Here is a 25,140-nt window from a genome sequence, read left to right on the forward strand (position 1 = left end):
ACTGCACCCCGTCAAGTAGACAGTACAAATAATAAAAATTTAGGCGGCCTTGGTCCTGAACTCCATCGGACTGAGGCCGTTTAGTTTTGCTTGTAATCGTTCGTTATTGTAAAAGTGGATATAGGCCTCAATATCTCTCTCAAGTTCCTCAAAAGTATGGTACGTGTGCAAATAGTACTTCTCACATTTGAGGGTCCCCCAAAAAGATTCCATTGGGCCGTTATCGATGCATCGTCCCACACGGGACATGCTCTGGATTATGTTGTTGTCATCCAAAAGTTTCTTAAAGCCCAAGGAGGTGTATTGGTAGCCTCGGTCGCTATGAAGCATGGGGCTGCTTCCTGGTACTGCCTGCAAAGCCCGTTTCAACGTCTGGAATACAAGTGGATTGTTATTGGAACGCCCTAATACATAGGCGACGATGGATTTATCATGAAGGTCGAGAATAGCGCTTAAATACGCTTTCTGGCCGTTACCGTACTTGAATTCCGTTACATCGGTGAGCCACTTTTCATTCGGAGCATCAGCATGGAATTTACGGTTTAGTAGGTTCTCCGCCACCTGCTGCGGCGTGGCGTTCGCGTACTTTCTTTTCTTTCTCCGGATAACAGACTGGATTCCCATTATCTTCATTAACCGCTCTACGCGCTTATGGTTAATGATTTTTCCGGTTTGTTTGCGCATATGCAGGGTTAATCGACGGTATCCAAAAGTACGTTCCACTTTCTCATAGATAGTCATCATCACCTGGGTCAATTGCTCATTCTCCAGCTCTCGAACACTGGGTTTGCGATTTAGCCACTTGTAATAACTTGAACGTGCAATTCCTGCAATTTCACATAGGAGTTGGACGCTAATTAACCCATCCTTTTGAAGTGATTGGATGGCAAGGTAAATCGTTTCCTGCCGTGTCTGATTTAGCGTCGCCTTCTTTCTAGCTCCTCTAACTTTTTTAAGAATGCATTTTCCGCCCGAAGTCGCTCAATTTCGTACTCCATCTTCTTCATCTTGAGTTTCTGTTGATCGGCCTCTGTTAACTCCTCCGGAGTTTTCTTTCTCCCTCGGCCATCCTTTAACGCATCCTGACCGCCATCTTCGAACTTCTTCACCCATTGGTATACTTGCTGGTAGGAGACCTGAAAATGTTCAGCTGTCTTTTGGTAATTATGTTCATGTGCCAGACAATACTGCACAATCTCAATCCGTTCTTGCCAAGTCGTAGAGCGACCCTTTGTCATAGCTTTTGCTTCCCCTTTATAGGCTTTTAAGCTGCTATGACCATTATACTTGTTGATCCAATTAAAAAGCTGTCTCGTGCTAGCAATCTTGTATTTATCGATGATCTGGTACTGAGACAATCCCCCCTCAAGGTAATCCTTTACCGCTCGGAGCTTAAGCTCAGCACTGTTGCTTTGAAGATGCGTACGGCGCTGCAGTCCTTCATATCCATACGTTTTGTACCGACGCTGCCATTTCATTAAGGTCGTCTTGTTAATCCCATATTTTTTCGCAGCTGCCAGAAAACCAATTTCCCCATTCGATACTTCCTCAAGAATGGTGAGTTTCTCCAAAGCATTATATTTTGCTCTAGACATGAAAAAGCTCCCCTTACTGTAGCAGGCTTTTTATTATTTCACCTGTCTACCGTATGGGGAGCATATCAGCATCTCCTAGTCTGCCGCTTCACTCATCTATTCGTCTTTTCGTCCAAGCTTCCTACTCCAATGTCTCAAACGCTTCCCTCATAACCTGCGCAATAAAATCGATATCATCGCTCGTCGTGGTAAACGGCGGTGAGAGTGTCAGCACATTGTTGAAGCTCGGAATAGTGTCGCCATTACGCCCGATGATCAGTCCACGTTTTTTGCACTCGGCAATCACCTGTGTCAATTTTGCGGGCGCAGCTGGTTCCTTCGTTTTGCGATCCTCTACCATCTCGATTCCCATCAAGAATCCAAAGCTGCGAATGTCACCAACGTATGGATGATCCGCGAGAAACGCCAGTTTGGCTCTCAATTCTGCACCGAGTTCCTCTGCTCTCTCCACCAGTTTTTCCTCTTCTAAAATTTCGAGGTTTTTCAGGGCCAGCGCGCATGCCGCCGGATTGCCCCCAAACGTGTTGACGTGACGGAAATGCAGGTTGTTCCCCTGCTCATTGAACTTGTCGGCGATTTCGGCCCGCACAGCCGTTGCGGAAAGTGGCAGGTAGGCGCTGGTAATACCTTTGGCCATGGTCACGATGTCTGGCTTGATTCCGAAGTTTTGGTGGCCGAACTTTTGACCGGAGCGACCGAATCCACAGATGACCTCGTCCACGATCATCAACACGCCGTACTTATCACAGATTTCCCGCACTTTTGGCATGTATTCCGGCGATGGAACGAGGACGCCTCCCCCGGTAATGGTCGGCTCCATGATGACTGCTGCCACTGTCTTTTCGCCTTCCCAATTAATCACTTGATCGTAATATTGGGCACACTCCAGATTGCATTTGCCGTACGATTTTCCCGCTGGACAGCGATAGCAGTAAGGCGGCGGTACGTGAAGAAAGCCAGGCGCTAATGGCTCGTATTTTTCCTTGCGTATGGATTGACCCGTTGCAGCGAGAGCCCCCATCGTATTCCCGTGGTAAGCACGATGCCGCGATATAAACTTGTAACGTCCCGGCTCCCCGTTCTGGTGATGATATTGACGTGCAATCTTGAATGCGACCTCGTTCGCTTCCGAGCCGCTGTTGGAAAAGAAAACACGATACTCCTCCCCAAGCCATTCGCTGATCTTCTCGGATAAACGAATGGCAGGTACGTGGCTTTGTGTGAGTGGAAAATAAGCCAATTGCTTCAACTGCTCATAAGCGGCGTCTGCGAGCTCCTGTCGGCCATAGCCAACATTGACGCACCACAAGCCAGACATTCCATCCAGGTACCGGTTCCCGTCGATATCTGTGATCCATGATCCGCTCGCTTCCGTTACGATCATCGGATTGGGATTGTAAGGGGACATATGGTGCCACATATGCGAGCGGTCGGCATCCAGTAAGCTCTCTTTATCAAAATCTTTTGTCACTTGTTCTTGCTCCATCGCGCAATCCTCCTTTTTTTTCGCAAGAGGCTATTTGACAAACACTTTCTGCGAGCCGATGCTGGTATCTCCATCCTCAAACCACCTGGAAGTGACCGTTTTCTTCTTGGTGAAAAACATCACGCCATCCTTTCCGTTCGCATGCAGATCGCCGTAAAAGGACTGCTTCCAGCCCGAGAAAGCGAAGAAGCCCATTGGAGCCGGAACCCCAACATTGACACCGACCATACCCGCTTCCACCTGCTGAACGAATTCTCTTCCCCATTTTCCGTTGTTCGTATAGATGGTCGCCCCATTGCCAAAACGGGAGCGGCTGATCGTCTCTAGGCCCTCTGCAAAGTCTTTCACACGCATGACACTCAGAACAGGCGCGAAAATCTCGTCGCGGACAATGACCATCTCGGCTTCTGCCTTGTCAAAAATCGTTGGCCCGAGGAAGTAACCATCTGGCAGCTTGCTTGCATCCTCGCGACCATCACGAACCAGCGCGGCACCAGCAGCAACACCTTTTTCGATATAGTCATGTACTTTGGACAAGTGCGAATCACGGATGACAGGACCGAGGTCGACGCCTTCCTCCAAACCATTTCCCATGGCCAAAGCATTGGCTTCCTCGATCAGATGCCCGATCAGCTCATCGGCAATCTCCTCAACAGCCACTACGGCGCTCGCTGCCATACACCGCTCTCCTGCACAACCGAACGCTGAGCTGGTAATGGTTTTGGCTGCGCGCTTCAAATCCGCGTCAGGCATGACCAAATGGTGGTTTTTCGCACCAGCCAGTGCTTGCACACGCTTCCCGTTCGCCGCTGCTGTCTTGTACACATATTCCGCAACTGGCTGCGAGCCGACGAATGAGATTGCTTTTACGTCCGGATGTTCCAACAGACCATTGACGACATCGTGCGCTCCGTTTACAACGTTGAATACACCGTCTGGCAGTCCTGCTTCCTTGAGCAGTTCAGCAATCCGAATCGAAGACAGCGGCGTACGCTCTGAGGGCTTCAGTACAAACGTATTTCCTGCCGTAATGGCAATCGGGTACATCCACATCGGGACCATTACAGGGAAGTTAAACGGTGTAATTCCGCCCACTACCCCCAACGGAAAACGGATCACCTGACTGTCGATGCTGTTTGCAATATTGGGCAATGTTTCCCCCATCATCAGTGTCGGCATCCCACAAGCGAACTCTACCATTTCCAGCCCACGCAATAGTTCCGCCTGTGCCTCAGGTAGATTTTTGCCGTTCTCCATGGTGATCATCCGGGCGAGTTCATCCTCGTGCTTGACGAGAAGACTATGAAAACGAAACATAATGCGCGCACGATCCACGACAGGGGTAGCACTCCAGCTCACAAACGCTTCCTTCGCAGCAGCAACAGCCTTGTCCACATCTTCTCTCGTAGACAGTGGCACGCGTGACAACAATTCTCCTGTTGCCGGATTGGGTACATCCTCAAAACGTGTTGTCAGTGAATCTACCCACTGCCCCCCGATGTAGTTTTTCAACGGATTTCCAACGATAGCTGTGTTCATCTCTTCAACTCCTCACGTTCAATTCATTGACAATTCCATTTTATCTAAAAATAATGCCTGTCAGCACTAGACAAAGCGTAACGCGTTGCGTAGGGTTAATCATACAAAGTGTAAATGGAAGAGGTGATCCCGATGAGCAACGATTTGCGCCTGACTATTGCAGAAATCATCAAGCGTCCTTTGTTTCTACATGCCCAAGTCGTGGCGGGGCATCGCGGCCTGTCCCGTCCTGTTCGCTGGGTCCACGTCTTGGAGACTGCCGATACGGGACAGTTTTTGAATGGCGGCGAGTTGATCCTATCAACCGGGCTAGGATTTGGCGAAGAAAAGGAAAAGCGACTCGCCTATTTAACAGAACTCATTCGGCGAAAAGCAGTCGGGCTGTGCATCGAGCTCGGACGTTACATCCCCTCCATCCCTGAAGATATGCTAGAGCTGGCCAACCACCACCAGTTTCCGTTGCTCGTTTTTCATCAGCCTGTCCGCTTTGTCGACATCACGCAAGATTTGCACGAGCATTTGATCCATGCGCAGATGCAAGCACTTCGCAATCTCGAAGCATACTCTCGCAGCTTGCAACAGCTCAGCCTGCAGGCAGCGGGCACGCCTAAGCTACTACAGCATTTTCAGGTGGCTGTTCAGACTCAGGTCTTCTATTACGCACCAGATGGCTCTACACAATTTGCTCCGGTGGTACCGCATGATGTTGCCGTTGAGATGAGCGATTTGATGCGGTCTCATTTTTCCGAACTGGATAGTAGTGAAGCGGGCGTCCGTTTTCTTTCTCTATCGGCGACCAGGCAGCTTGCCTATCAGCCAGTGATGGCGATGGGTCACGTACTCGCCTATGTCGGCATTGTCTTGTATGAACGCAGTCCGGACGAGTATTTGCTCCTGACCTTAGACAATACAGTCAGCGCGATGGCCCAAATTTTAATGCGGAAAATGTTTGTGGAGGAACAAGCGCTTGCTACCGAAAACCGGCTGTTTGATGACTTGATTGCCAACCGCTCCATCCCGGAAGAACAAATGCGTTCCTTGCTCGGTATCACAGGCAGTGGTAAAGCCTCAACATATCACATGATTATCCTATCGTTTGAGAAGACGAAGAACCTGGCTGAGGATTCCCTTCCGCCGCACGATCTGACGGCCATTTTCCGATCGCTATTGACGCGTCATCGCTTTCGTCCTTTCATACGTTGCATGGGCCATCGCTTTTACTTTTTACTGATCGAACAGCAGCCGCTTGCAGATTCCCGTCGTTCCCTGGAAAAAGCCTTTCGCGATGTCAAAAGAATCATGACACAAATGCTAGGAGCAGACGTTCAAATACGGATGGGGGTCAGTCGAGCGGGAAAACGGTTGTCTGACGCTGGACGGCACCTCGCGGAGGCTGAACAGGCATTGGCTTTTTGTCATGAATCATCCAGTCCGTTTTTCGCAGATCTCGGCTTGTTCCGACTCCTGTTTTACGTACCGGATGAGCCTGTGCTGAAAGCCTTCATTAGCGACTACCTCGGCCCGCTGTTAGCTCATGACCAAGCTCACGGTTCCTCGCTCGTGCATACGCTTCGAGTCTATTTGGATGCCAACCTGTCCAAACAAGAGGCAGCGGAAAAACTGTACATTCATCGTCAAACTCTCTATCATCGCTTGGAAAAAATCGCAGAAATACTCGGCGAGGACTATACGGAAACGCAAAACCGGATTTGCCTAGAGATCGCCCTACGAGCGCGGGACTGGCTAAGCAAAGAGGAGCAGCATCTCTAAAAAAAGACACAACCTTTCATCTGTTCAAAAGACGAAGGTTGTGTCTGTTATTTATTTTCCTGGCTGATTCATATACATGCGATACTTTGCTTCTTTGCCTTCCGTTAGCACTACCCGAATTTTGTACAGGCCGCTTCCTTCGATATTCACCGTTAATTGCTCAGGATTGTCGGAGGTTGTTGCAGAAGCAAGCTCTTTTGAACGACTGTTATATACGTACAAATCGACATCTGCATCCTCCTTCCATTCTACGGACAATTTCAAATCCCCAGGCTCATTGACGCGGATTAAATATTCCATGTACTTCTGCTTTTTCGTCAGCGTCCCTGTTCGCGAAGGCTTCCCTCCAACCGGTGGCTCTTCCTCTTCCTCATCATCAGTCTTTTGCCATTTTCCCGTTGTCGCTAACGCATACGGCTGAGGTCCTTTCGGGATGTTATAGCCTTCGACAGTTACGGTGTAGGTTCCCTCTTCGGGCTCGGTAATCCATACCTGTTCGACGTTGTTAAGGTTGTCCACTTCGTCGTTGTATGGGGCCTCAAAAAAGTCGTTGCCGTTCAGTTTTTCTCCACGCGGTGTCGTCACCTTCAGATTCAAATCATTGACCAGCGCACGTTTTGCCACAATGGCAGCGGGATAATCTGTCCACGCAAGGGTGATTGCCAAAGGCTTGGAATCATCTGAGACCTTGACCTTATACGTGACTTTTTCACGCGTGCGAATGCCATCCTTCTCGTCCTTATAGCTCGTTTCAATCGCATGCGCCAGATTGGCTCGTCCGAAGCCTTGCTCTCGCATGTCTTCATCCAAGTTGTCTGCACTCGTCAACAGCATAGCCTTCACTAATGCACCACTCGGATTTTTTTCTCCTTCTTCCTGTAAAAATTCCCGAATTTGCGCCACACCGCCCGCTAAAATCGGCGTAGCCATGCTCGTCCCATTCATATAAGCGTAATATTCATTAAAACGCTTGTAGAAGTTTTTGCTCGGTGCCAGTGAAGAACGCGTGGACAAGATCGCTGAACCAGGCGCGACAATATCGGGCTTCAAACGTCCGTCGTCCGTTAAACCGCGACTGCTCGATACCCACACGTCGTCCGCTCTATCAGAGTTCTTCCCCAAATTGGGCCGGACATTTTCTGTAGCACCCACAGCAATGACGTTTTTAGCCGTAGCTGGGCTCCCGATCGTTTTATAGCCTTTCTCGCCATCGTTTCCAGCCGCAACAAGCACCGTCATATCTGGATGCTCCCATAAAAAGCGATCAAATAGAAGCGATGACAGACTGTACGCTCCCTTATCATTCGCTCCCCACGAATTGGAGTGAATGCGGGCTCCCTCTTCGTATGCTTCCTGCAAAATGGTCTCGACATCCGTGACGAGCTTCCCTTTCGCGTTCTCTATGGAATGAAAAACGAGCTTCGCACCCGGTGCTGTTCCTTTATACTGTCCATCGGATGCTTCTCCTGTGCCGACAATCGATCCAGCTACATGCGTACCATGACCGTGGACATCACTGGCATCATTCGGTCGGCCAAGTGAAATGAGCTTCTCAATCTGGCCCTTAAAATCTGGATGCATTGTTTGAAGCTTTCCTGTATCCAGTCCGGTATCGGCGACTCCGACAATTTGTCTCTTCCCTGTGTACCCTGTCGAGGCCAGCTTGTCCGAACGAATGATGGTAGCTGCCACATCATTGTGCAGCTTGTTTTCTGGTACAGGGACGACCGCAATGACATCATCCGATTCGATCACTTGTTCAACCGTTTGCTGATCCATCTTCGCGATTGAAATATGCGGAGCATCTTCTGGCGTTTGAATATCTCGTATCTCTTGATCCTCCGTCATTTCCGTCATCGTTCGATACATGTCTACCCGTTGATTGAAACCGATAACGGCAACCTCGACCCGCTCTCTGTTGCCCCCTGCAAAGCGAAGCTCAGGCGAAACCTTAGACTTGGGTGTGAACGCCATGACGTCTTCGACAAAGGACAACTCCTCGACCTCCCTTCTTTCTTGTTCATCCTCGATTTTCGCGATGAATGCATAATCCGGTATGTAATCACCAAGTATGACGCCGATATCCTCCAGTTCTTCTTTCCATTCCTCACGAACAGGACCAGAAAGCTGGATAACGACGAGCTCGGACTCTCTCTTCTTCGACGAGAGCTTGTCCAGTGCCAGACCCTTATCGGCCTCGATCTGGATATTGCCCCGACGCTCTCCCTCTTGCTTGGCATCCGCCGGAATGCCCTCCAGCGAAAGTGTCAGAACAAGTGTCGTGCATAAAGCTGCCTGCCATTTTTTTCGCAAACCAAACACCCTTCCCCCATGGCGTAATGTAACCATTAATATCCATTATAAGAGAAAGGGTGAATTGTCAAAAGAGTAAGAAGGCACAGACATGGGACAAAAACTAATTTTTTGCCCCATCTTCTTCCGTCCATTGTAGTAGTGGTTGAAAATCGACCCATACCAGTTGCATCAGCATTTCCTGATTCCATTCCTGCTTTGGAATATCCATCAGTCGCACGGCCTGGTTTTGGATCGCCTCTTGCAAAAGGTTATAGCTAAAGCGACCGTTGCCATTCAAACGAAGATCACTGGCTGCTTTATCCAAAGACTGCGAGATCATTTCCAGCACGTTCTTCTCAATCGCATACCCAACGTCACATGCAGCCTGTTCAAGAATGTGCACGAGCTCCTTAACTGTATAGTCAGGGAATGCAATGTATTTTTTAAACCGCGACAAGAGTCCGGGATTGCTCATCAATAATGAATTCATTTCGAGTGGGTAGCCTGCGAGGACCACGACCAGATTCTCTTCGTGTTTGGTCATCTCTTCTACGAGCGTGTCAATTGCTTCCTGACCAAAATCCCGCTCTCCCCCGCCGAGCAGCGAATACGCTTCATCGATAAACAAGACCCCGCCCAAAGCTTCTCGAACTTTTCTGCGAGTAAGCGCTGCGGTCTGACCGACATACCCCGCTACCAAGTCGGCTCTACTCGCCGTAACAAGATGACCCCGTTTCAAATAACCGATTTCTTGTAAAATCTGTGCATACAGCTGAGCAACCGTCGTCTTCCCAGTACCTGGATTTCCAGTAAAGACAGCATGCAGTTCAATCGGACTTTTCGGCAGGCTTCTTGCTGCGCGTTCTTGCTGGACGGACACATACGCAGCGATTTTTTTCAGCTCCATCTTCACTTGAGCAAGACCAATCAACGCTTGCAGTCGAGCTTCTGCATTCCTTTCTTTTTGCGGCGAATCGAAGCCACGGACATCCTCTGGTTTCAGAATGGTAAAGTCATCCCATTTCAGTTCCTTGCCGTCTGTCTCGCGCCCTTTGGCAAAGATCGCATCGAGCACGATGTTCGTGACTGTCCGCGCATTGCCAAACGTCTCGTCTACTTGCGCTTTTTCAATACGCTGACGCAGGGTAATTTTTGCTGCCTCTGTAAGAGTAAAATCGTTCCGTACTGCTACTTCTTCTGCGATTTGCACCAGTTCGCCCGCCTGATAGTCCGGCAGTAAAAAGTGGCCCGTCTCTGGAAAACGGCTATTCAGCCCAGGGTTCGCGTACAAAAAATGACGCATTTCTTCCGGATAGCCCGCCAGCATCACGACAAAGCGTCCTGCATACTCGCCACTCGTCATAGCGGATACAAGCGTGTCGATCGCCACTTGTCCGTAGTCACTGCCAGAGCTATCTGGGCGCTTCAAGCTGTATGCCTCATCGATAAACAGCACTCCACCGTCAGCCTGCTTAATCGCTTCCATGACACGCTGCTCTGTCTGTCCCACGTAAGCACCGACCAACTGAGAACGATCCACCTCGATGAGTTGTCCTTTTGCCAACAGCCCTAGCTCCTGATACAGCTTGGCAATTAAGCGAGCCAAAGTCGTCTTACCCGTGCCTGGGTTACCCATCAGCACGAGATGAAGGGGAAGCTGGTCTTTCATATGCCAGCCTCTTTCTTCGCGCAGCTGGCGATAATTGAGAAATTTTGCCAACTGCCGAACCCGATGTTTGATCTCGCCCAAGCCGATCATCTGCTCCAATTGCTCTAAGGCACTCAAATCTTGCTGCGGCGCTTTTTCACGTTCTTCTACCATTTCGTTTCTTTGTGAAAGAAGCTTTTCCTTCTGTTCTTGCTGGTTGGTTAACGTGCGGATCGTCTCTTGCAATTGGACGAGCATTTCACTTGAATAAAAGACACCGGATAAAGATGCTCCGTACGCTTGAACACGTTCTTGCAATTGTGCCAGTAAATGTTGTCGTTCGGTGTATAACTGCACGAGGCCAGCAGCTGTAGCTTCCGCCTCCGAATCGTTCCATTTTTTCGCTGCATGGAGCGTCTCCTCCGCAAGAGAGAGCCACTTTGTGATTTCAGCCAGTTCATTGGTTGCCTGCTCTTCCAACACTTCAACAGTTCTCCTGCGCATGACGACGTTATCCGTTTCGCGCACGGACTTGAATGCAGTCAGAAGGGCATGAGATCGTAACTGAGAAAAGTACAGATTGAGCTTAACCTCTCCTGCGTAGTGATAATCTGGGGCTAGTTGAAGCGCACGATCCACCCACTCAGTCGCAAGCGTATGGCCTCCTGTTTTGTGCATCCGTAAAGCAGACATCCGCGTCAACACCATCGCTTCCGTCAAATCAAGCGCTTCGCCTGGATGTTCTTGTCGATGCTGTTCGATCATTTGCAGGAATGTTAGGCATTCGCCTTCGGATAGTGATTGGATGCTGGACGGATTGTCGCTCATACTTGCAATCAGTAACTTCGGGTCCCGTTCTTCTTGATGCTGCATTTTTGATTGCTCCTCCCGCTCCATTGTTTCATTCCTGTTGTAGCATATTTAGCCGAACATGAAAAGTCTGTCCGAAAATCAGAACTCCCCTTGACTGTTCGCTACGGTTCTTTTCACCTTTTGACGTGCAAATAAAGTCGCCAATGCAATGAGGATACCGGCAATTCCGAATTCGAGCCAGATTCCGCCCCATTCTAGCAGCATAGCACCTACTACCGGACCTGCGGCCATCCCCGTATAGCGGATGAAATTGTACACACCAATGGCCGTTGCACGCTCAGCTTCAAATACTTCGGACAGCAAGATTGTGTGTGCAGACAGTCCTACTCCCAAGGTTAAGGCAAACAGCGTACTTGTCACCACAAGCAGGAGAAAAGAAACATCAGCCGCAGTCATAAATAGAAACATCGCCAAAGCATTTGAACCGGTCGTCACCAGTAAAGTTGTACGTGCTCCCCATCGATTTTGCAAAAGAGCAGACAGCTTGCTACTGATAATAAAGACGACTGACACGAGCAAGAAAACCAATCCGATTTTTTCAGCGGAGATCTGGTAATGATTCGTCAATTGGCCAGGGAGAAACAGCAAAAAACAATAATAGGCGTACATTTGGCTAAAGCCGATCATAATGACGGATGCACCAACCGGGTGGAGCAAAATATTGAGGAATGACCCTAACGAAAAACCGCCCGATGAGGTTGCTTGATTCCTCTTCGTTTCGGGTAACAGTGTTGCATTTATGACGACGAGAAAGACCGCGCAGATCGCCAAAAACAAAAAGACCGCAGAATGTCCACCGAGGCCACCTAGCCAGCCACCTAACAGTGGACCAATTGCCGGACTAAGCGCTAGTAGCATCTGATAGGTGCCCATCGCAGATGCACGATCGTTTCCTTTAAACAGGTCTCCAATAATCGTTGCTGCTACAATCGGAATGGCAGCAAAGCCCGCCCCTTGCAATGCCCGGAAAAATAACAGCGCATAAATAGAATCGACCAGATAGCATCCGATCGAAGCAATCGTATATAAGATCAGGGCAGGTATCATCACACGTTTTCGGCCCAAACGATCGATAAATGGCCCGTAAATCATTTGCATAATCGCGAGCATGATGGTAAAGATCGAAATGGTCCAGTTAATCATGGTTGCACTCGTCTGAAACTCTTGTTGCATGGCTGGTAAAATAGGCATGAACAAATTTTGCGCGAACATACCTAGCATAAGTGTTATTCCAAGCAGATAAAGTACTTTTTTTGAACTCATGATTGCTCTCCTCTTTAATCTTGTTATTATTGTGTCCAAGGAAACTATTTTTACAAAAAAAATTAAGTCAAGATTGTATGTTTCCCCTATTCCTCTGTTGCTTCTCTTAGGACATCCTCCAAAAATGCCATTTCAGCGGGAGTATACCGATCCAAAAATCGGTACATGTCTATCTCTAGCTGTTGATGGTAACGTTCGTGAATCTCGTTTACCATTTCTCCTACTGATGTCAGCCGAAAAAAAACTTCCTTCTGATTGTCTTCGAGTTGGTAGCGCTCGAGTAATCCTTTTTTCATCAGCTTGACAGTTATTTTGGATATCGCACTCTTTGTTACCCCAATTTGCTGGGCAATCGTCGTCACATTCACTCGATCTTTACCCCCTACCTCTTGAAGGACGTGGAGTTCTGTTATAGATAACCTTCCAACTTTATCGTAATCAGGCACGCTGCTTCTGATCTCACGCAATAGCAATTCTTCACGTAGCTTGCTGCGCTCCTCCTGTTTATGTAGAAAGGTGATCCATCGATTCCAAATCTTCTTTTTAGGGTCCAATGCAGCATCAGCTCCTCATCTATTTCGATTTTTAGTTTCCAAGGAAACAAAATAACCTTATCATGAGATTTCATTTTGCGCAAGAAAAAACCGCAGCCCTGCATGCGCAAGCTGCGTTCCGAATCCAGTCTCTATCCATTTAGATTGCCCAATTCCTTGTCCCCACTAAAATGAGCACGAGCAGCCTCAAACACTTCACTTTCCGATCCGGCCGAGATTTTGAAGCTCGATACCACTTTCTTGCCGCATCGCACTTGAACATTATACTGTGAATCACCATCATACGTTGACTCGAAATGATAATCCTCACCATTGACCTGAATAGTTCGTTCCATGGTTACACCTCCCACCTTAGTGTGACCAAGCAACATCGCAATCATCCACTATTTTGTTGCAAAGAAATCCTTTTTCCTGTTGCAGCTGACTCCAATGTGTTCGTAGAAGACGTACCATATGATCGCATACTTCAATTGGCAAGCCTTCCTCGTCTTTTTTGTCCAGAACAGCCGTTAAGGCACTGACCTGCACGATTTCTTCCTGAAGCAAATAACGCAGCAGATCTACTTTATGAATGCCCAAGTCTCCTGCAACACCGAGTGCAGAACGATTCTTTGAGAATCGCACCGGTAGCCTTAGCAGCTGCAAGCATAGCCTAGGTACCTTCACTCGTCGTTGCGAATGAGCTAAGATAGGCGCACGTTCCTCTATGACTACCACGAAATCGCCCGACATACCCATGGAAAGCTGCGTAAGGCCGAAAAACTGACGTTTTCAAACGATTAATCCAGATCTCTAGCCCAACTAACTAACTCTTCATCTTCAAAATTATATGGATTCTTGTAAATATTTGAGTAATAGTACTCTGCTTCTAGTACGTCTCTAATTTTATTGAACGTATGATTGGTTGCATCAAATCCATTACTGATTGGAGCAGTAAACGCGAGTGAACCATTATGAAATCCATCTAGAGAGCCTGAAAGTTCTTTTTTGACTATAGATTCAACTGCTTCTATCTTTTCTTTGATAGGCTGCTCTTTGTAAATTTGTATACAGAAATTTCCACCATGCTTTATTAATTCAAAATCTCCGTTGGGATGGAGTTTTAATGTATCTCCTTTCGCAAGGCCTAGAGCTAGCCCTGGAGATGCACATAATTTGAAATTTTGATCGCTTAGGTATTCTGCAGGAAGCTCTTCTAAAACTGATCCCTGTGAACTTGTGCCAGCAAAAACCTTAATCAATGTTAATTTATCTTCCATACGATGCTCCACACCTATTTTTTATTTGTATGACATATCATCAGGATGCCGATCAGAGGTTGTAGCTGCTACTTATGACTTAATCATACTAAGTAATTACGTAGTTCAACAACAAAAAAACACCACCTGTTTCCAGTGGCATTTTCCCGAAATATGAATCCCCCTCTCATCAAACAGGTTTACCAACGATCATACCAACCAGGTATTACTAATTTTAGTGTCACGCAAAAGGATGTCTGGATCTGCAGCTTGCAGGAACTGAATAGATTCGCCGTAATCCCATCCACTAGGAAGATACCCTCCTATAAAAACTGGACGTGTTACTGTCAACAAAGTGTGGCACGACGCTGGTTGGTCAGCACCGTGCCCCTTTTCTACAAATTAGCAGTGCGACGTGCTTTTTTTCGAGCCAACCTCTTTTCACGAATCCCCTCAAAGGTCGCATAAAGAACAGGAACCAAAACGAGTGTAACCAGGGTATGAAAAATCAAACCCGCAATCACTCCAGTAGCAAGAGGCGCCTCTAGTTCCGCTCCTTCTGCAACAGCGAGGCCCATTGGCAACATACCGAGTATCGCTGTTAGCTTGGTCATAATCACCGGACGAACTCGGTCTCGTGTGCCCTGGACAATCGCCTCTTCTAACCCCATTCCCCGTGAGCGGAGCAGATTGATTCTGTCAATTAACAGAATCGCATTGGAAACAACAATTCCTACGAGCATGATAAGCCCTATCATCGCCATTTCACCAAAGGTTCGCTGCGTGATCACGAATCCGAGAATGACTCCCACCAAGGCCATAGGTAACGACAGCATGATAATAAACGGCTGGGATAACCTGCCAAACTGTGCCACCATAATCACATAGATGAGGGAAACGACCGCTACCAAGACGATGATTCCCTGGGTAAAGGTGTTACTCTGTTCCTTCAAATCACCAGCAATCTCGAGCTTGTATCCAGCGGGCAAAGCCACAGTGCCCAGCTTCTCATTTATTTGTCTGCCCGCCGTACCAATGTCCGTGCCCAACAATTCTGCTGACACTGTGATGATTTGTTCTCCTTTTTCATGCTTGATCGTAATAGGAGATTTGCTGAAATGAAAATCAACCAGCTCTTGTAACGGCACCTGTGAGCCTGTTTCTGTTCGTAGCATAATCTGTTGGAGTTGATCAGGATGCGTCGTCCATGACTCTGGAAATCTGGCGACAATAGAGGTTTCAATACCATTTTGACTGATTGTGGAAAGAGGTTGCTCCCCAAGTAACATACTGATTTGGCTGTACAATGAATCAGAGTCAACCTGCAATTGAGACATTGCCTCCTGATTCGGTGTCAGGGTTACCTTTTCTTTCCCTCTTTCAAAGTCATTTCGAATATTGATGACTCCGGGAATACTCTCCAGCATTTCTTCTACTTTTGCGGAAATCGACCGGGAAACCTCCAAATCTTCGCCCGCCACTTGCAACTCAATGGGTGCCGACTGACCTGAGAATCCAAACGTCATACTCGTCCGTTCCACTCCGTCAATGGCATTCAAACGACCGTTTACTTCTTGCATAAATTCTTCTTTCTCTTGCGTTCGTTGCGACTTGGTCACCAACGTGATATTTAACTCCACTGTCTCTTTTTTTGCCGTGAAAAATACTTGATTCACATCGGACAACTCTCTTAACGCTTTTTCCGCTTCAACTGCCGCTGTTCGCGCCTGTTCCAAGCTAGTGCCGTCAGGCATAGTTAACGTGGCAAAAATTTGATTCTCATTGGCATTCAAGCCATTTCCTATTTTAATCAATGGAAAGAGACTCAGCGCCCCTACAAACACTGCAAGAGCCACCAGCAAAGTGAGAATCCGATGACGAAGTGTGATCAGCAGCAGTCGCTGAAAGAGAGAAACAATCCGATTCTTCCCTTCTTTCTCGCCGTGGGGCTGCAACTGCTTATCATGTTGGAGAAAACGCTCCGAAAAAATCGGAACAAACAGAAAAGCTGCAATCGTTGACGCAATAATGGTCGAGGAAACGGTAAACGCAATGGTATGAAGAATGGGCTTCAGCCACTGTTCAAAATCCGCTACTACAAGCGGTAAAAACACAATGATCAAGGTTAGTTGGGAAGCGAAAACAGGTGCCATCACTTCTTTTGAGCCCTGAACGATGGCCTGTTTCAATGGCATTCCCTTTTCTCTCAGATGATAAATACTCTCTAGAACAACGATCGCGGCATCCACAATCAATCCGATTGACAAACTCAGTGAAATCAAAACCACCATGTCAATGTTATAGCCAGCAGCTTTCAGAGCGATGAAAGTCATCAGGATGGAGAGGGGCAGAGTCGTTGCAATGACCATCGTCACGCGCCAATTTCGCAGGAATATCCAGAGAACGAGGATTGCCAGTATTCCGCCAATCACAACATCCCGACTCAAATTAGTGAGCGCTTTTTTAATAAAGGAGACGGACTCAAACATGACTCTCAGCTCGTAGTTTCCGCCTGCTTCTTCATTGATTTGCCTCACAACTTCCTCGACTTTCTTCTGTGTGGTGATCAGGTCACTCCCCGCAGCGCGCTTGACGCTTATTTGCACAAAGAGGTTTCCTTCTGTCATGGAAATAGCGTCCTTCACGCTTCCGCGCAGGTCACTCACCGTTGCCAGTTGTTCGAGAGCAACCTTGCCTTTGGGTGTTTTGATCAACACGCTGTTGAACTCTTCGATGCTTTTAAAGCTGTTATCCATCATCACAACGGTGTCAAACCCTGGATTCTCCAATATCCCCACAGCTTTTTTCCAGTTAGCACCATTCAGCTGACCAACAACCTCCGCTGCAGTCGTTCGATAGGCGGTAAGCCGCTCAGGTCGAAATGTGATCGCAACCTTATTTTCAAAACCGTCCTCGGATACAACCACTTCCTTCACACCAGGGACGGATTCTATTCGATCCTTAATCGTCGTCTTCATCAAGGTAAGCATGGTCTGTGTATCGGCACCCACCATTGCGTAGTCGATTAAGTCCTCATCACCTAAGTTCGTTTGCGTGACTGTGACGGTATCCACTACTTTGGGAAACTCGTTGCGCAGCCGATTCACAATATTTTGTGTCTCTTGCTTGACCTTTTCACCTTCCCCATCCTCTGCAAGGATCGAGATACCAGAAAACCCCGTCCCTGTTTTCGATGAGAAATTTTTAATGCCAGCCACAGATTTCAATTCTTGCTCTATTTTTTTTGTGACCTTTTCCACCATCTCTTCAGGCGGCAGCGCTCCTCCTGAAATATTTACTTCAACCCAAGGCAAATTCGTTTTAGGTACGAGCTCCACGTGGAAGGAAAAGAGAGCACCGATTCCTGTAAGCACGATAAGGAAAGTGCATAAATAGAGGATCACCTTTCGTTTCAGCAAAAAGAGAATGACCTTGTCCATCGGTTACTCCCCTTTCACCGTAACGACTTCTCCTTCGGCATAGTACGTTATGCCGGAGATTAGGATTTGGTTGCCTGACTGAAGACCCGATAGAATCTCGACCTTATTTCCAAAAATTTGCCCTACTTCTACGTCGCGTCTCTTGATTACACCATTTTCGACAACCATTGCAAAGCGCTGCGATTCTTTAATGCCAACACTTTGGACGGGAATGAGCATTCCGTTTACTTTGCGTGACATCTCTACAGTCGCAACCATCCCCTCTATCAAAACGTTGTCATTGTTAGAAACAGCTATCTCTACAAGATACTTTCCCGTTTCCGCATTAAGAACGGGGGAGACAAATGTAATGGTCCCTGTACTTTTGGCCTTTCCTTCTACTGCCACAGTCACCGTGTCCCCTTGCTTGTGGTTTTCCATCACATCCAATGGGACATCGACCTTCAGCTTTACTTCCGAGCTGTCCACAAGGTGAATGATACTTTGACCTGGCTGGGCAAGACTGCCTGCCTTCTGGGTCACATCGATTACTGTACCGCTAAACGGCGCGACCAGCTGCGTTTCTTGAAGTGTTTTCTTTGCGAGCTCTACTTGACTGCTTGCTTGTTTCAAATCGGCATCTACACTGGCAATCTCGTTGACTTCAGCACCCTTTAGCAACTTTTCCAGCGTAATTCGCGCCTCTTGTAGCGAAATCTCGATTTGCTCTTTTTCCGATCGCGCACTGTCCAGCTCACTCTGTGAAATAGCGCCCCCTTTAAACAGTTCCTGGGATACCTCCCATTTCCGTTGCGCATCCTTCATCCGTTTTTCCTGGCTTTCCACTGCCAAGCGTTGTTTACTAACGAGATCTGCACTGGCTCCTTGTAACGTTTTTGAACGCAATGCAGATGCGCTTTGAACTTGGCTCTGTGCCGCTTCCAGCCCTTTTTGATAATAGTTCGTATTTAATGAGCTTAATATTTGGCCCTGTGTCACCTTTGCCCCTTTCGATACGTTCATACGTTCAATCGTACCTGATGCCCCAAAGGCCAATTGGCTCTCCTGTTTGTATTCAACGAAAGCAGTAAGTGAAATCGGCAAGGAATCCGTCTGTTTTACGGTGTGCACCTGCACGATCTTTTGTTTGGTTTGCTCCGTTTCCTGTTTCGTTTCCACTCCACATCCCGTGATGAACATCAGTACAACGGTCAAAACGACGTAGTGCATACTCTTCACGTAGAGTCCTCCAGAAGTTTTGTCATTGTCTTTTTGAATGAAACTGACATCATATTCTCTCTCTAGTTATCGTGACCTTGCTCAAGCAGACTTGTCTGTAGCAACCACCGGTTCATCTTTTTTCTTAAAGTATTGACTCACTTGTTTGTTCAGATGAGCGATCAAGGCGATCACGAAAATGACGGCACCTGAGACCAACACGAGATACGGCCAATAAACGGCCTCCAGTAAAATACCGTACAACCAGATCCCAAACGGTACGGCCACTCCGGTAAAAGTGCCGACCACACCAAACATGCTGGCACGCAAATGCTCAGGCGTGTTTAATTGAACAAAAGTAAAGATCGGGATGTTCCCCATGGAGTTGAAGATTGCGGAGACCAATAAAATTCCGACAAACACGCCCGTAATGATCCACGAGGCGTTACTCGTTTCCGGAACAAAAATCGGAAAGACCCACGTCATCAAGAGAATCCCTTGCACTTGAATCAAAAGGAAGATTTTATTCTCAACGTATTTGCTCACCTTTTTCATAGAAACAACGGCCGCTCCAATAATAATCCCGATAAACCAGGACGACTGAATAAAGGAGAATTGCTCCATCGATACTTGTTCAACTCGATAGGCAATATGCAGCAGCCCCACATACATGAGCGGAGGGAAAATAAAGTTGAGCAAAAGGAAAATCAGGAACAAGTACTTCATGACAACCTGTTCTCGGATATATTGGAAGACTTCCTTGATTGTGTCTGTATAGCTTTGCGTTGTCTCCTGTACTACCTCGGTCTTGCGGAAACGGAGGAACATCTGCATGATCCCTGCTCCGATAAAAGAAAGGCCATCAATCAGCAAAATCATTTCCATCCCCAGTAAACCATAGGCAACTGCCCCTACCAAAGGACCCGCTACATTGAGAATGGCACTGATCGCTTGATAAATAGAGTTCATACTTCCTACTCTATCCTCGTCTACCAGCTCAGGAATGGATGCTTGCAAAGCGAGATACGTAAAAGCCTGAATGGTACTGATCGTGAAGGCGTATCCGACAAAAAGCCATAGATTTGTGGGGAACTGGAGGAAGAACAGTAAAAACAAAAGAACCAGCGCCCCGCTTAAAATCTCTGTGACAACCATGATCGTCTTCTTGTTGTGTCTATCAATATAGGCGCCTGCAAAAATATTAATCAGCACCCCTGGCAAGTAGGAAAAACCCAAAACAGTTGCAAACGCAGCGGAAGAACCCGTCACATCCGCAATGTACAGGGCAAGAGCAAATTTGTATACACCACTACCTAATTCTGTGATGAAGCGAGTAATAGAAAAAATAAATATATTTAATCGGTACGATTGGTTTCCCATCTTAACCTCCCTGAATAGTAATCCCTCTAGGTGACGACTTATTTCGGCCGATGATCCCGCCACACCCCAAGGACAATTGGCCCCGGAATAGAGCGGAATCCATCTGCCGATTTCCAATACGATGCCTAGACGACTCTTAGCGTATGACTAGAGGTGTTCCTATCAATTTTTTCGCTTCCTCCTCTAGTACCACTCGTAGCTTCCTTTCATCCTCTCGATATGGCAAAGCCATAAAAATAGTCATTTTGCCCGTGGATGTATAAGAAGCCTCAAAAAGAATACGCTTCTTTCCTTTTATAAACAGATGATCGTATTCATTTGGTTGACTCTTGTTCTGCTCTCCCAAGAAGTTGCAAATCATAGGTGTCATCTGCAAGGATCGCATCAGCGTTTGATTGGAAAGAGGATATTTTTCTGTTACGTCAGGATTTTGCGCCAGATTGGTAAAGTGTATGTTCCTCTCTTTTGTGACATCTAGCCGAGCCTTCACATACGTTTCCAACTGATCGAGACCCCACGACGGATCAATATGAAGTGGAATATGATCGATGCATTCGCCAAGCACATCGAAGAAATGGTTCCCCATAAAGGATCTACCAAAGTTCATCAGGAAGATGGGAGCCTTTTGGACTCCATAACTTCTTTCACAAAATCTGGCTAAGAGAGCAATCGGAATCCGCGCATTTTCTGTCTCCTGTGCGTTGTCCATATTTAGTTCGCAGGTAACAATCGTGTATCCGTCCAAAGCGGATGACGATGGAAGCTGTCTTTCTATGGACAAAAGACTATTCTCAAATGCGTGAAGGTCAAATTCCTCCATGAGCTGCTGATCTTCGATACTGACTGGACCCTTGGTAATTTGCCGGACGAAATCCCAATACGTATTCCGATCATTTTCCGAGAGATCTGTGCCATTTTCCAGCGCTTCGTAATACAGGTTGATGTCATTTTGCAGGACTTCACTGCTAATAAAATCAAAAATGAGATGCGATGCAGGCAATATTAACGAGTACTCTTTCTCGCTCTCTTTCAGCAAGATCACTTTGTATGACAAAGAACCGATCGGACCATCCTGCTTGTAAAAATATTCGCTCAGTAAAAGATGGCGCACCTCTTCTTTTTTGTCTTCCGAATCGCTCGATACATCGACCACAGGGAGCGCAATCTCACTAGGGCAAGGATATTCTTTCCAATATGGCTCTTCTTGCTCAAAAGCCAACGTGCATCGAAGTAAATGATGCCGCTCCAGGACGCCCAGAAAGGCCTTCTCCAGCAACTTTGGTTCGATCATCTGCTCAAAGCGAATCACGGTTCCAGAAATGTCCTTTTCCTGTACATGATAGCGCTGTGAAGGTGACAGAGGCTGTCTGATAAAAGTCTGCTGATTGACGATTGCCTCTGTGTAACGAAGGAGCTTCTGATCGAGGTCGTTGACGAGGCGCTCCTGCCATGGCAAGGATTCCTTCTCATCAAGCGTAGCCTCTGGGAAATGATTCTGCTCTTTTTCCCATGCTTTTTGCGAGAGATCCCGATAATGAATCGCGTGCGGCTGAATCGCAGGATCGCAAGACTTTCGCAAAAGGGACAGTATTTCTTGGTGTTTGTCCCGCCCATTTTCCTCCACGTACAGAACAGCCCCGTGCTTGCTTCCAAAAGGCATCTCTACATAGTGGCTTCCTACTTGAAAATGAGCGTAGATCAAGGCTTCCAGCTCTTTTTTATCTTTCGCTTTTGCGGTGCGGATTCGGTTTACTGTATCTAAATATCCTGCTAGCTCTCTGACAGTATCGTATTGGAAGACCGTTTGAATCTTCACTTCTATTCCTTCCTTATGAAGCCGTGCTACCAGTTGGATCGCTTTAATAGAATGTCCGCCCAGATCATAAAAATGGTCATCCACACTGATTTCCTCTAGGTCGAGCACTTCTTTCCAGATTTCTGCAAGCTTTATCTCCTGCTCTGTAACAGGGGGATTCAGTTGCTTACCTGCCTCCCTGATCATGACAGGCTCAGGTAATGCTTTCCGATCTATTTTTCCATTGGGTGTTATAGGCATTCTCTCAAGGATGTGGATATACGTTGGTACCATATAGGCAGGAAGAGTGGCCAAAAGCTCCTGACGCAAATCTCTGCTCCATTCAGGCTGCTCCCAGACCAGATAAGCAATTAGGCTGGTATCTCCTCCCTGCACTTTTTTTGCCAACACGACAGCTTCCTTCACTCCTGCCTGGGATAGGATCACGTTTTCAACCTCATCAAGCTCGATACGAAAACCACGTATCTTGACCTGGTTGTCCATACGCCCCAAATATTCCAGACTGCCATCCGCAAGCCATTTCACCATATCTCCTGTCTTGTAGAACCTCGAACCCGCAATAAACGGATCTGCCACAAATTTCTCGCTCGTCAATTCCTCGCGATTGATGTAGCCATCAGCGATCCCAATGCCCGCGACAGCCAACTCACCAGGAATTCCCTGGGGCTGCAAATGACCATGCGCATCCAGGACGTACACTTTTGTGTTGGCAATGGGCTTTCCGATTGGCACTTGCTGCGGCAGCCTCTCTTGCCCTTCATACGTCCAAGTCGTTGCACAAATCGTTGTTTCGGTTGGACCATATGCGTTGATGTATCGGCAATGCGCGCTCCATTTATGGACGAGCTCCCAGTTTGCTGCGGAACCTGCGGTGATTAACGTTTGCAAAGTCGGAAAATTTTCCGGCTCCAAATACGTCACAAAGGTAGGCGGAAGCGTCGCAACTGTTACTTCATGCCGTTGCAAATACTGACTAAAAGCTTCGGGATCAAGAACGACATCCTTTGAAACAATGACCAATCTCGCCCCAGTCAATACCCCCATCGTAAACTCCCAGACAGAGGCATCAAATGAGATGCTGGCAAATTGCAATACCTTGTCCTTTTGTGTAATACCGAGATCGTTGATGAAAAACTGCTGGAGGTTGGCGATTCCGACGTGGTGCAGCCTGACCCCCTTTGGCTTCCCCGTTGACCCGGATGTATAAATGACGTAGGCCAGGTCACTGGAACGGTGAAGGGTCTGTATATCAGAGGTAACGCCTTTGTATAAACGCGTATCATCAAGATTCATCAACGTTGATGAAGGGAGAATACGCTCTGCATACGCTACAGTTGGATCATGGATCAAAACAATACTGGCTCCACTATCTTCGATCATATAGCTGATCCGTTCACTCGGATGGTCGGTGCTAATTGGGAGAAAGGCACCGCCCGCTTTTAGAACGCCCAATATGGCGAGGCTGTAAGCAGTAGAGCGTTCCACCATTACAGCAACAATGCTGCCTGGTTTTACCCCTTTCTCACGCAGCACATGGGCTAGCGCATCAGATTTGTCATCTAATTCCTGATACGTGTAGGTGCCTTCTTGATCGACTACAGCAATTTGATGCGGTCCCTTTTTGACCTGTTCCTTAAATAGCTGGTCCATGGTTAGCGTTTGATCAACCAGCATATCCGTGTCATTCCATTGTTGCAAAATGAGAGCCTGCTCCTCGTCCGTGACCATTTGCATTTTGGCAATCGGCTGGTCGGCATTGTGGATGACACTTTGAATCAACTGATTTAAATGCGCTCGCACTTTTTGCAGATAGGCATCGCTGTAAGCAAGTGCATTATAGATAAAGTGAACTTCCAATTCCTTGCCGGGAATGATGCATAAGTTGAAGTCGTAGCTGGTCTGCTCATAGCCTTGGACATCAGTAATTCCAAATAAACCGCCTTTTCCATCTTCGTCGAAAGTATCCTCCGTCAATGGATAGTTTTCAAAGACCATGAGATGCTGAATCAGGTTTTGTTTTAATGCGGTTTCGGACTGAATATCCGCCAGAGACAAGTATTGGTAGCTGCTTGTAGCTGTGAAGAACTGTTGCACCTGCCGAAGCAATTCTGAAAATGTCTGTTTGCCTTCACTTCGAATCCGCATCGGGATCGTATTGACGAACAATCCGACCATTTCCTCGACGCCAACAAGTTCAGAGGGGCGTCCCGAAACGACTGATCCGAAGACAACATCATTGGCATAATTGTATCGTTGCAGCAACAAGCCCCAGAGGGAGTGAAAGACGATGCTAAGTGTCACATCATTTGATCTTGCTATCTGCTCCAAACGAGCAGTCGTTTCCCGATCAATACGAAACACGATCGATTCTCGTTGGTATCCCTTACCGGTTGAAATATATTCAACCGGTAAAGGAGATTGCTGATCAAATCCATCCAGACTCTCTCGCCAGAACAAGAGTCCCTCTTGTTTGTTTTGCTTGCCAAGCCAGGTGACATAGCTACTGAAGGAATACGGTGGAGCCAGTTCAGCCTTCTTATTTTGAAGATAAGCGTGGTAGATATGGAAAAAGTCTTTGGCGACAATCCCCAGGCACCAGCCATCCATAATAATGTGGTGGAAGCTCCACACCATCTTGTAGTTTGATTCACTCAATTTAATTACGGTAATGCGAAACAGCAAGTCTTTCTCCAGATCAAATCTCTTGCGCCGATCCTTTACGAGAAATTGCTCCACAAATACTGCTTGCTCTTCCTGAGTCAGGTCAGAGATATCCTCGATCTGAATCGCTGCTTCTCTTTGCTTCAACACAATTTGAAGTGGCTTTTTACTATCTTTATAGTGAAAGACTGTTCGCAGGATATCGAATCTTTCGACGAGGTCGCGGAAGCTCTGATTAAGGTGATCAAGCTGCAACGACTCCTCCATCGTAATCACCGTTTGTTCGAAGTGAACCTCTGATTCAGGATGAAGGATAAAGTGATACAGCATCCCTTCTTGCATAGGTGTCAATCGGTATATATTTTTTATCTGAACACCATTCAAA

The 25,140-nt window shown here is 47.3% G+C and carries 15 protein-coding genes; 1 reads left to right on the forward strand and 14 read right to left on the reverse strand.

Going from position 1 to position 25,140, the window contains the following annotated elements; genetic code table 11:
• Window positions 1–39: 39 nt before the first annotated feature.
• The 3 genes from ACFYU8_RS05205 to ACFYU8_RS05215 form a co-directional block, all read right to left on the reverse strand.
• Window positions 40–1,595, reverse strand: a protein-coding gene (locus ACFYU8_RS05205) for an IS3 family transposase (protein WP_390295177.1) whose coding sequence is annotated in 2 segments (ribosomal slippage) — window positions 40–965 and window positions 965–1,595 — 1,557 coding nt in all. Because the reading frame shifts where the segments join, the coding sequence is not laid out codon by codon here.
• Between the two features lie 121 nt (window positions 1,596–1,716).
• On the reverse strand, window positions 1,717–3,081 hold the full coding sequence (locus ACFYU8_RS05210; RefSeq protein WP_390295175.1) for an aspartate aminotransferase family protein: 1,365 nt from the start codon (window positions 3,079–3,081) through the stop codon (window positions 1,717–1,719).
• A 30-nt stretch (window positions 3,082–3,111) separates the two neighbouring features.
• On the reverse strand, window positions 3,112–4,620 hold the full coding sequence (locus ACFYU8_RS05215) for a CoA-acylating methylmalonate-semialdehyde dehydrogenase (RefSeq protein WP_390295173.1): 1,509 nt from the start codon (window positions 4,618–4,620) through the stop codon (window positions 3,112–3,114).
• A 132-nt stretch (window positions 4,621–4,752) separates the two neighbouring features.
• Between ACFYU8_RS05215 and ACFYU8_RS05220 the strand changes: the two genes are divergently transcribed.
• The gene (locus ACFYU8_RS05220) at window positions 4,753–6,390 is read left to right on the forward strand and encodes a PucR family transcriptional regulator (RefSeq protein WP_390295171.1); all 1,638 of its coding nucleotides are present in this window, start codon (window positions 4,753–4,755) and stop codon (window positions 6,388–6,390) included.
• 51 nt (window positions 6,391–6,441) lie between these two features.
• On the opposite strand, the gene ACFYU8_RS05225 is transcribed toward ACFYU8_RS05220, so the two are convergent.
• The 11 genes from ACFYU8_RS05225 to ACFYU8_RS05275 form a co-directional block, all read right to left on the reverse strand.
• A complete protein-coding gene (locus ACFYU8_RS05225) occupies window positions 6,442–8,712 on the reverse strand; it encodes a S8 family serine peptidase (RefSeq protein ID WP_390295169.1) in 2,271 nt (756 codons plus the stop codon).
• Between the two features lie 94 nt (window positions 8,713–8,806).
• The gene (locus ACFYU8_RS05230; protein ID WP_390295167.1) at window positions 8,807–11,206 is read right to left on the reverse strand and encodes an AAA family ATPase; all 2,400 of its coding nucleotides are present in this window, start codon (window positions 11,204–11,206) and stop codon (window positions 8,807–8,809) included.
• A 78-nt stretch (window positions 11,207–11,284) separates the two neighbouring features.
• Window positions 11,285–12,469 (reverse strand): MFS transporter, encoded by a 1,185-nt coding sequence (locus ACFYU8_RS05235; protein ID WP_390295165.1) that lies wholly within the window; start codon window positions 12,467–12,469, stop codon window positions 11,285–11,287.
• Window positions 12,470–12,555: 86 nt separating this feature from the next.
• Entirely contained in the window at window positions 12,556–13,023 is a 468-nt protein-coding gene (locus tag ACFYU8_RS05240; RefSeq protein ID WP_390295163.1) for a MarR family transcriptional regulator, read from the reverse strand.
• Window positions 13,024–13,154: 131 nt separating this feature from the next.
• Window positions 13,155–13,358, reverse strand: a complete 204-nt coding sequence (locus tag ACFYU8_RS05245; protein WP_390295161.1) for a hypothetical protein — start codon at window positions 13,356–13,358, stop codon at window positions 13,155–13,157.
• 16 nt (window positions 13,359–13,374) lie between these two features.
• Entirely contained in the window at window positions 13,375–13,647 is a 273-nt protein-coding gene (locus ACFYU8_RS05250; protein ID WP_390295159.1) for a Gfo/Idh/MocA family protein, read from the reverse strand.
• A 155-nt stretch (window positions 13,648–13,802) separates the two neighbouring features.
• Entirely contained in the window at window positions 13,803–14,282 is a 480-nt protein-coding gene (locus tag ACFYU8_RS05255) for a DUF4265 domain-containing protein (RefSeq protein WP_390295157.1), read from the reverse strand.
• A 374-nt stretch (window positions 14,283–14,656) separates the two neighbouring features.
• Window positions 14,657–17,701, reverse strand: a complete 3,045-nt coding sequence (locus tag ACFYU8_RS05260; RefSeq protein WP_390295155.1) for an efflux RND transporter permease subunit — start codon at window positions 17,699–17,701, stop codon at window positions 14,657–14,659.
• Between the two features lie 3 nt (window positions 17,702–17,704).
• Window positions 17,705–18,910, reverse strand: coding sequence for an efflux RND transporter periplasmic adaptor subunit (locus ACFYU8_RS05265; RefSeq protein ID WP_390297244.1), 1,206 nt, complete (start codon window positions 18,908–18,910; stop codon window positions 17,705–17,707).
• A 90-nt stretch (window positions 18,911–19,000) separates the two neighbouring features.
• Window positions 19,001–20,278: an MFS transporter gene (locus ACFYU8_RS05270; protein ID WP_390295153.1), complete on the reverse strand. Its 1,278-nt coding sequence runs from the start codon at window positions 20,276–20,278 to the stop codon at window positions 19,001–19,003.
• Window positions 20,279–20,414: 136 nt separating this feature from the next.
• A complete protein-coding gene (locus tag ACFYU8_RS05275) occupies window positions 20,415–25,139 on the reverse strand; it encodes an amino acid adenylation domain-containing protein (RefSeq protein WP_390295151.1) in 4,725 nt (1,574 codons plus the stop codon).
• Window position 25,140: the final 1 nt, after the last annotated feature.

This window comes from Brevibacillus sp. NPDC003359 (assembly GCF_042878995.1).
GTDB lineage: Bacteria > Bacillota > Bacilli > Brevibacillales > Brevibacillaceae > Brevibacillus.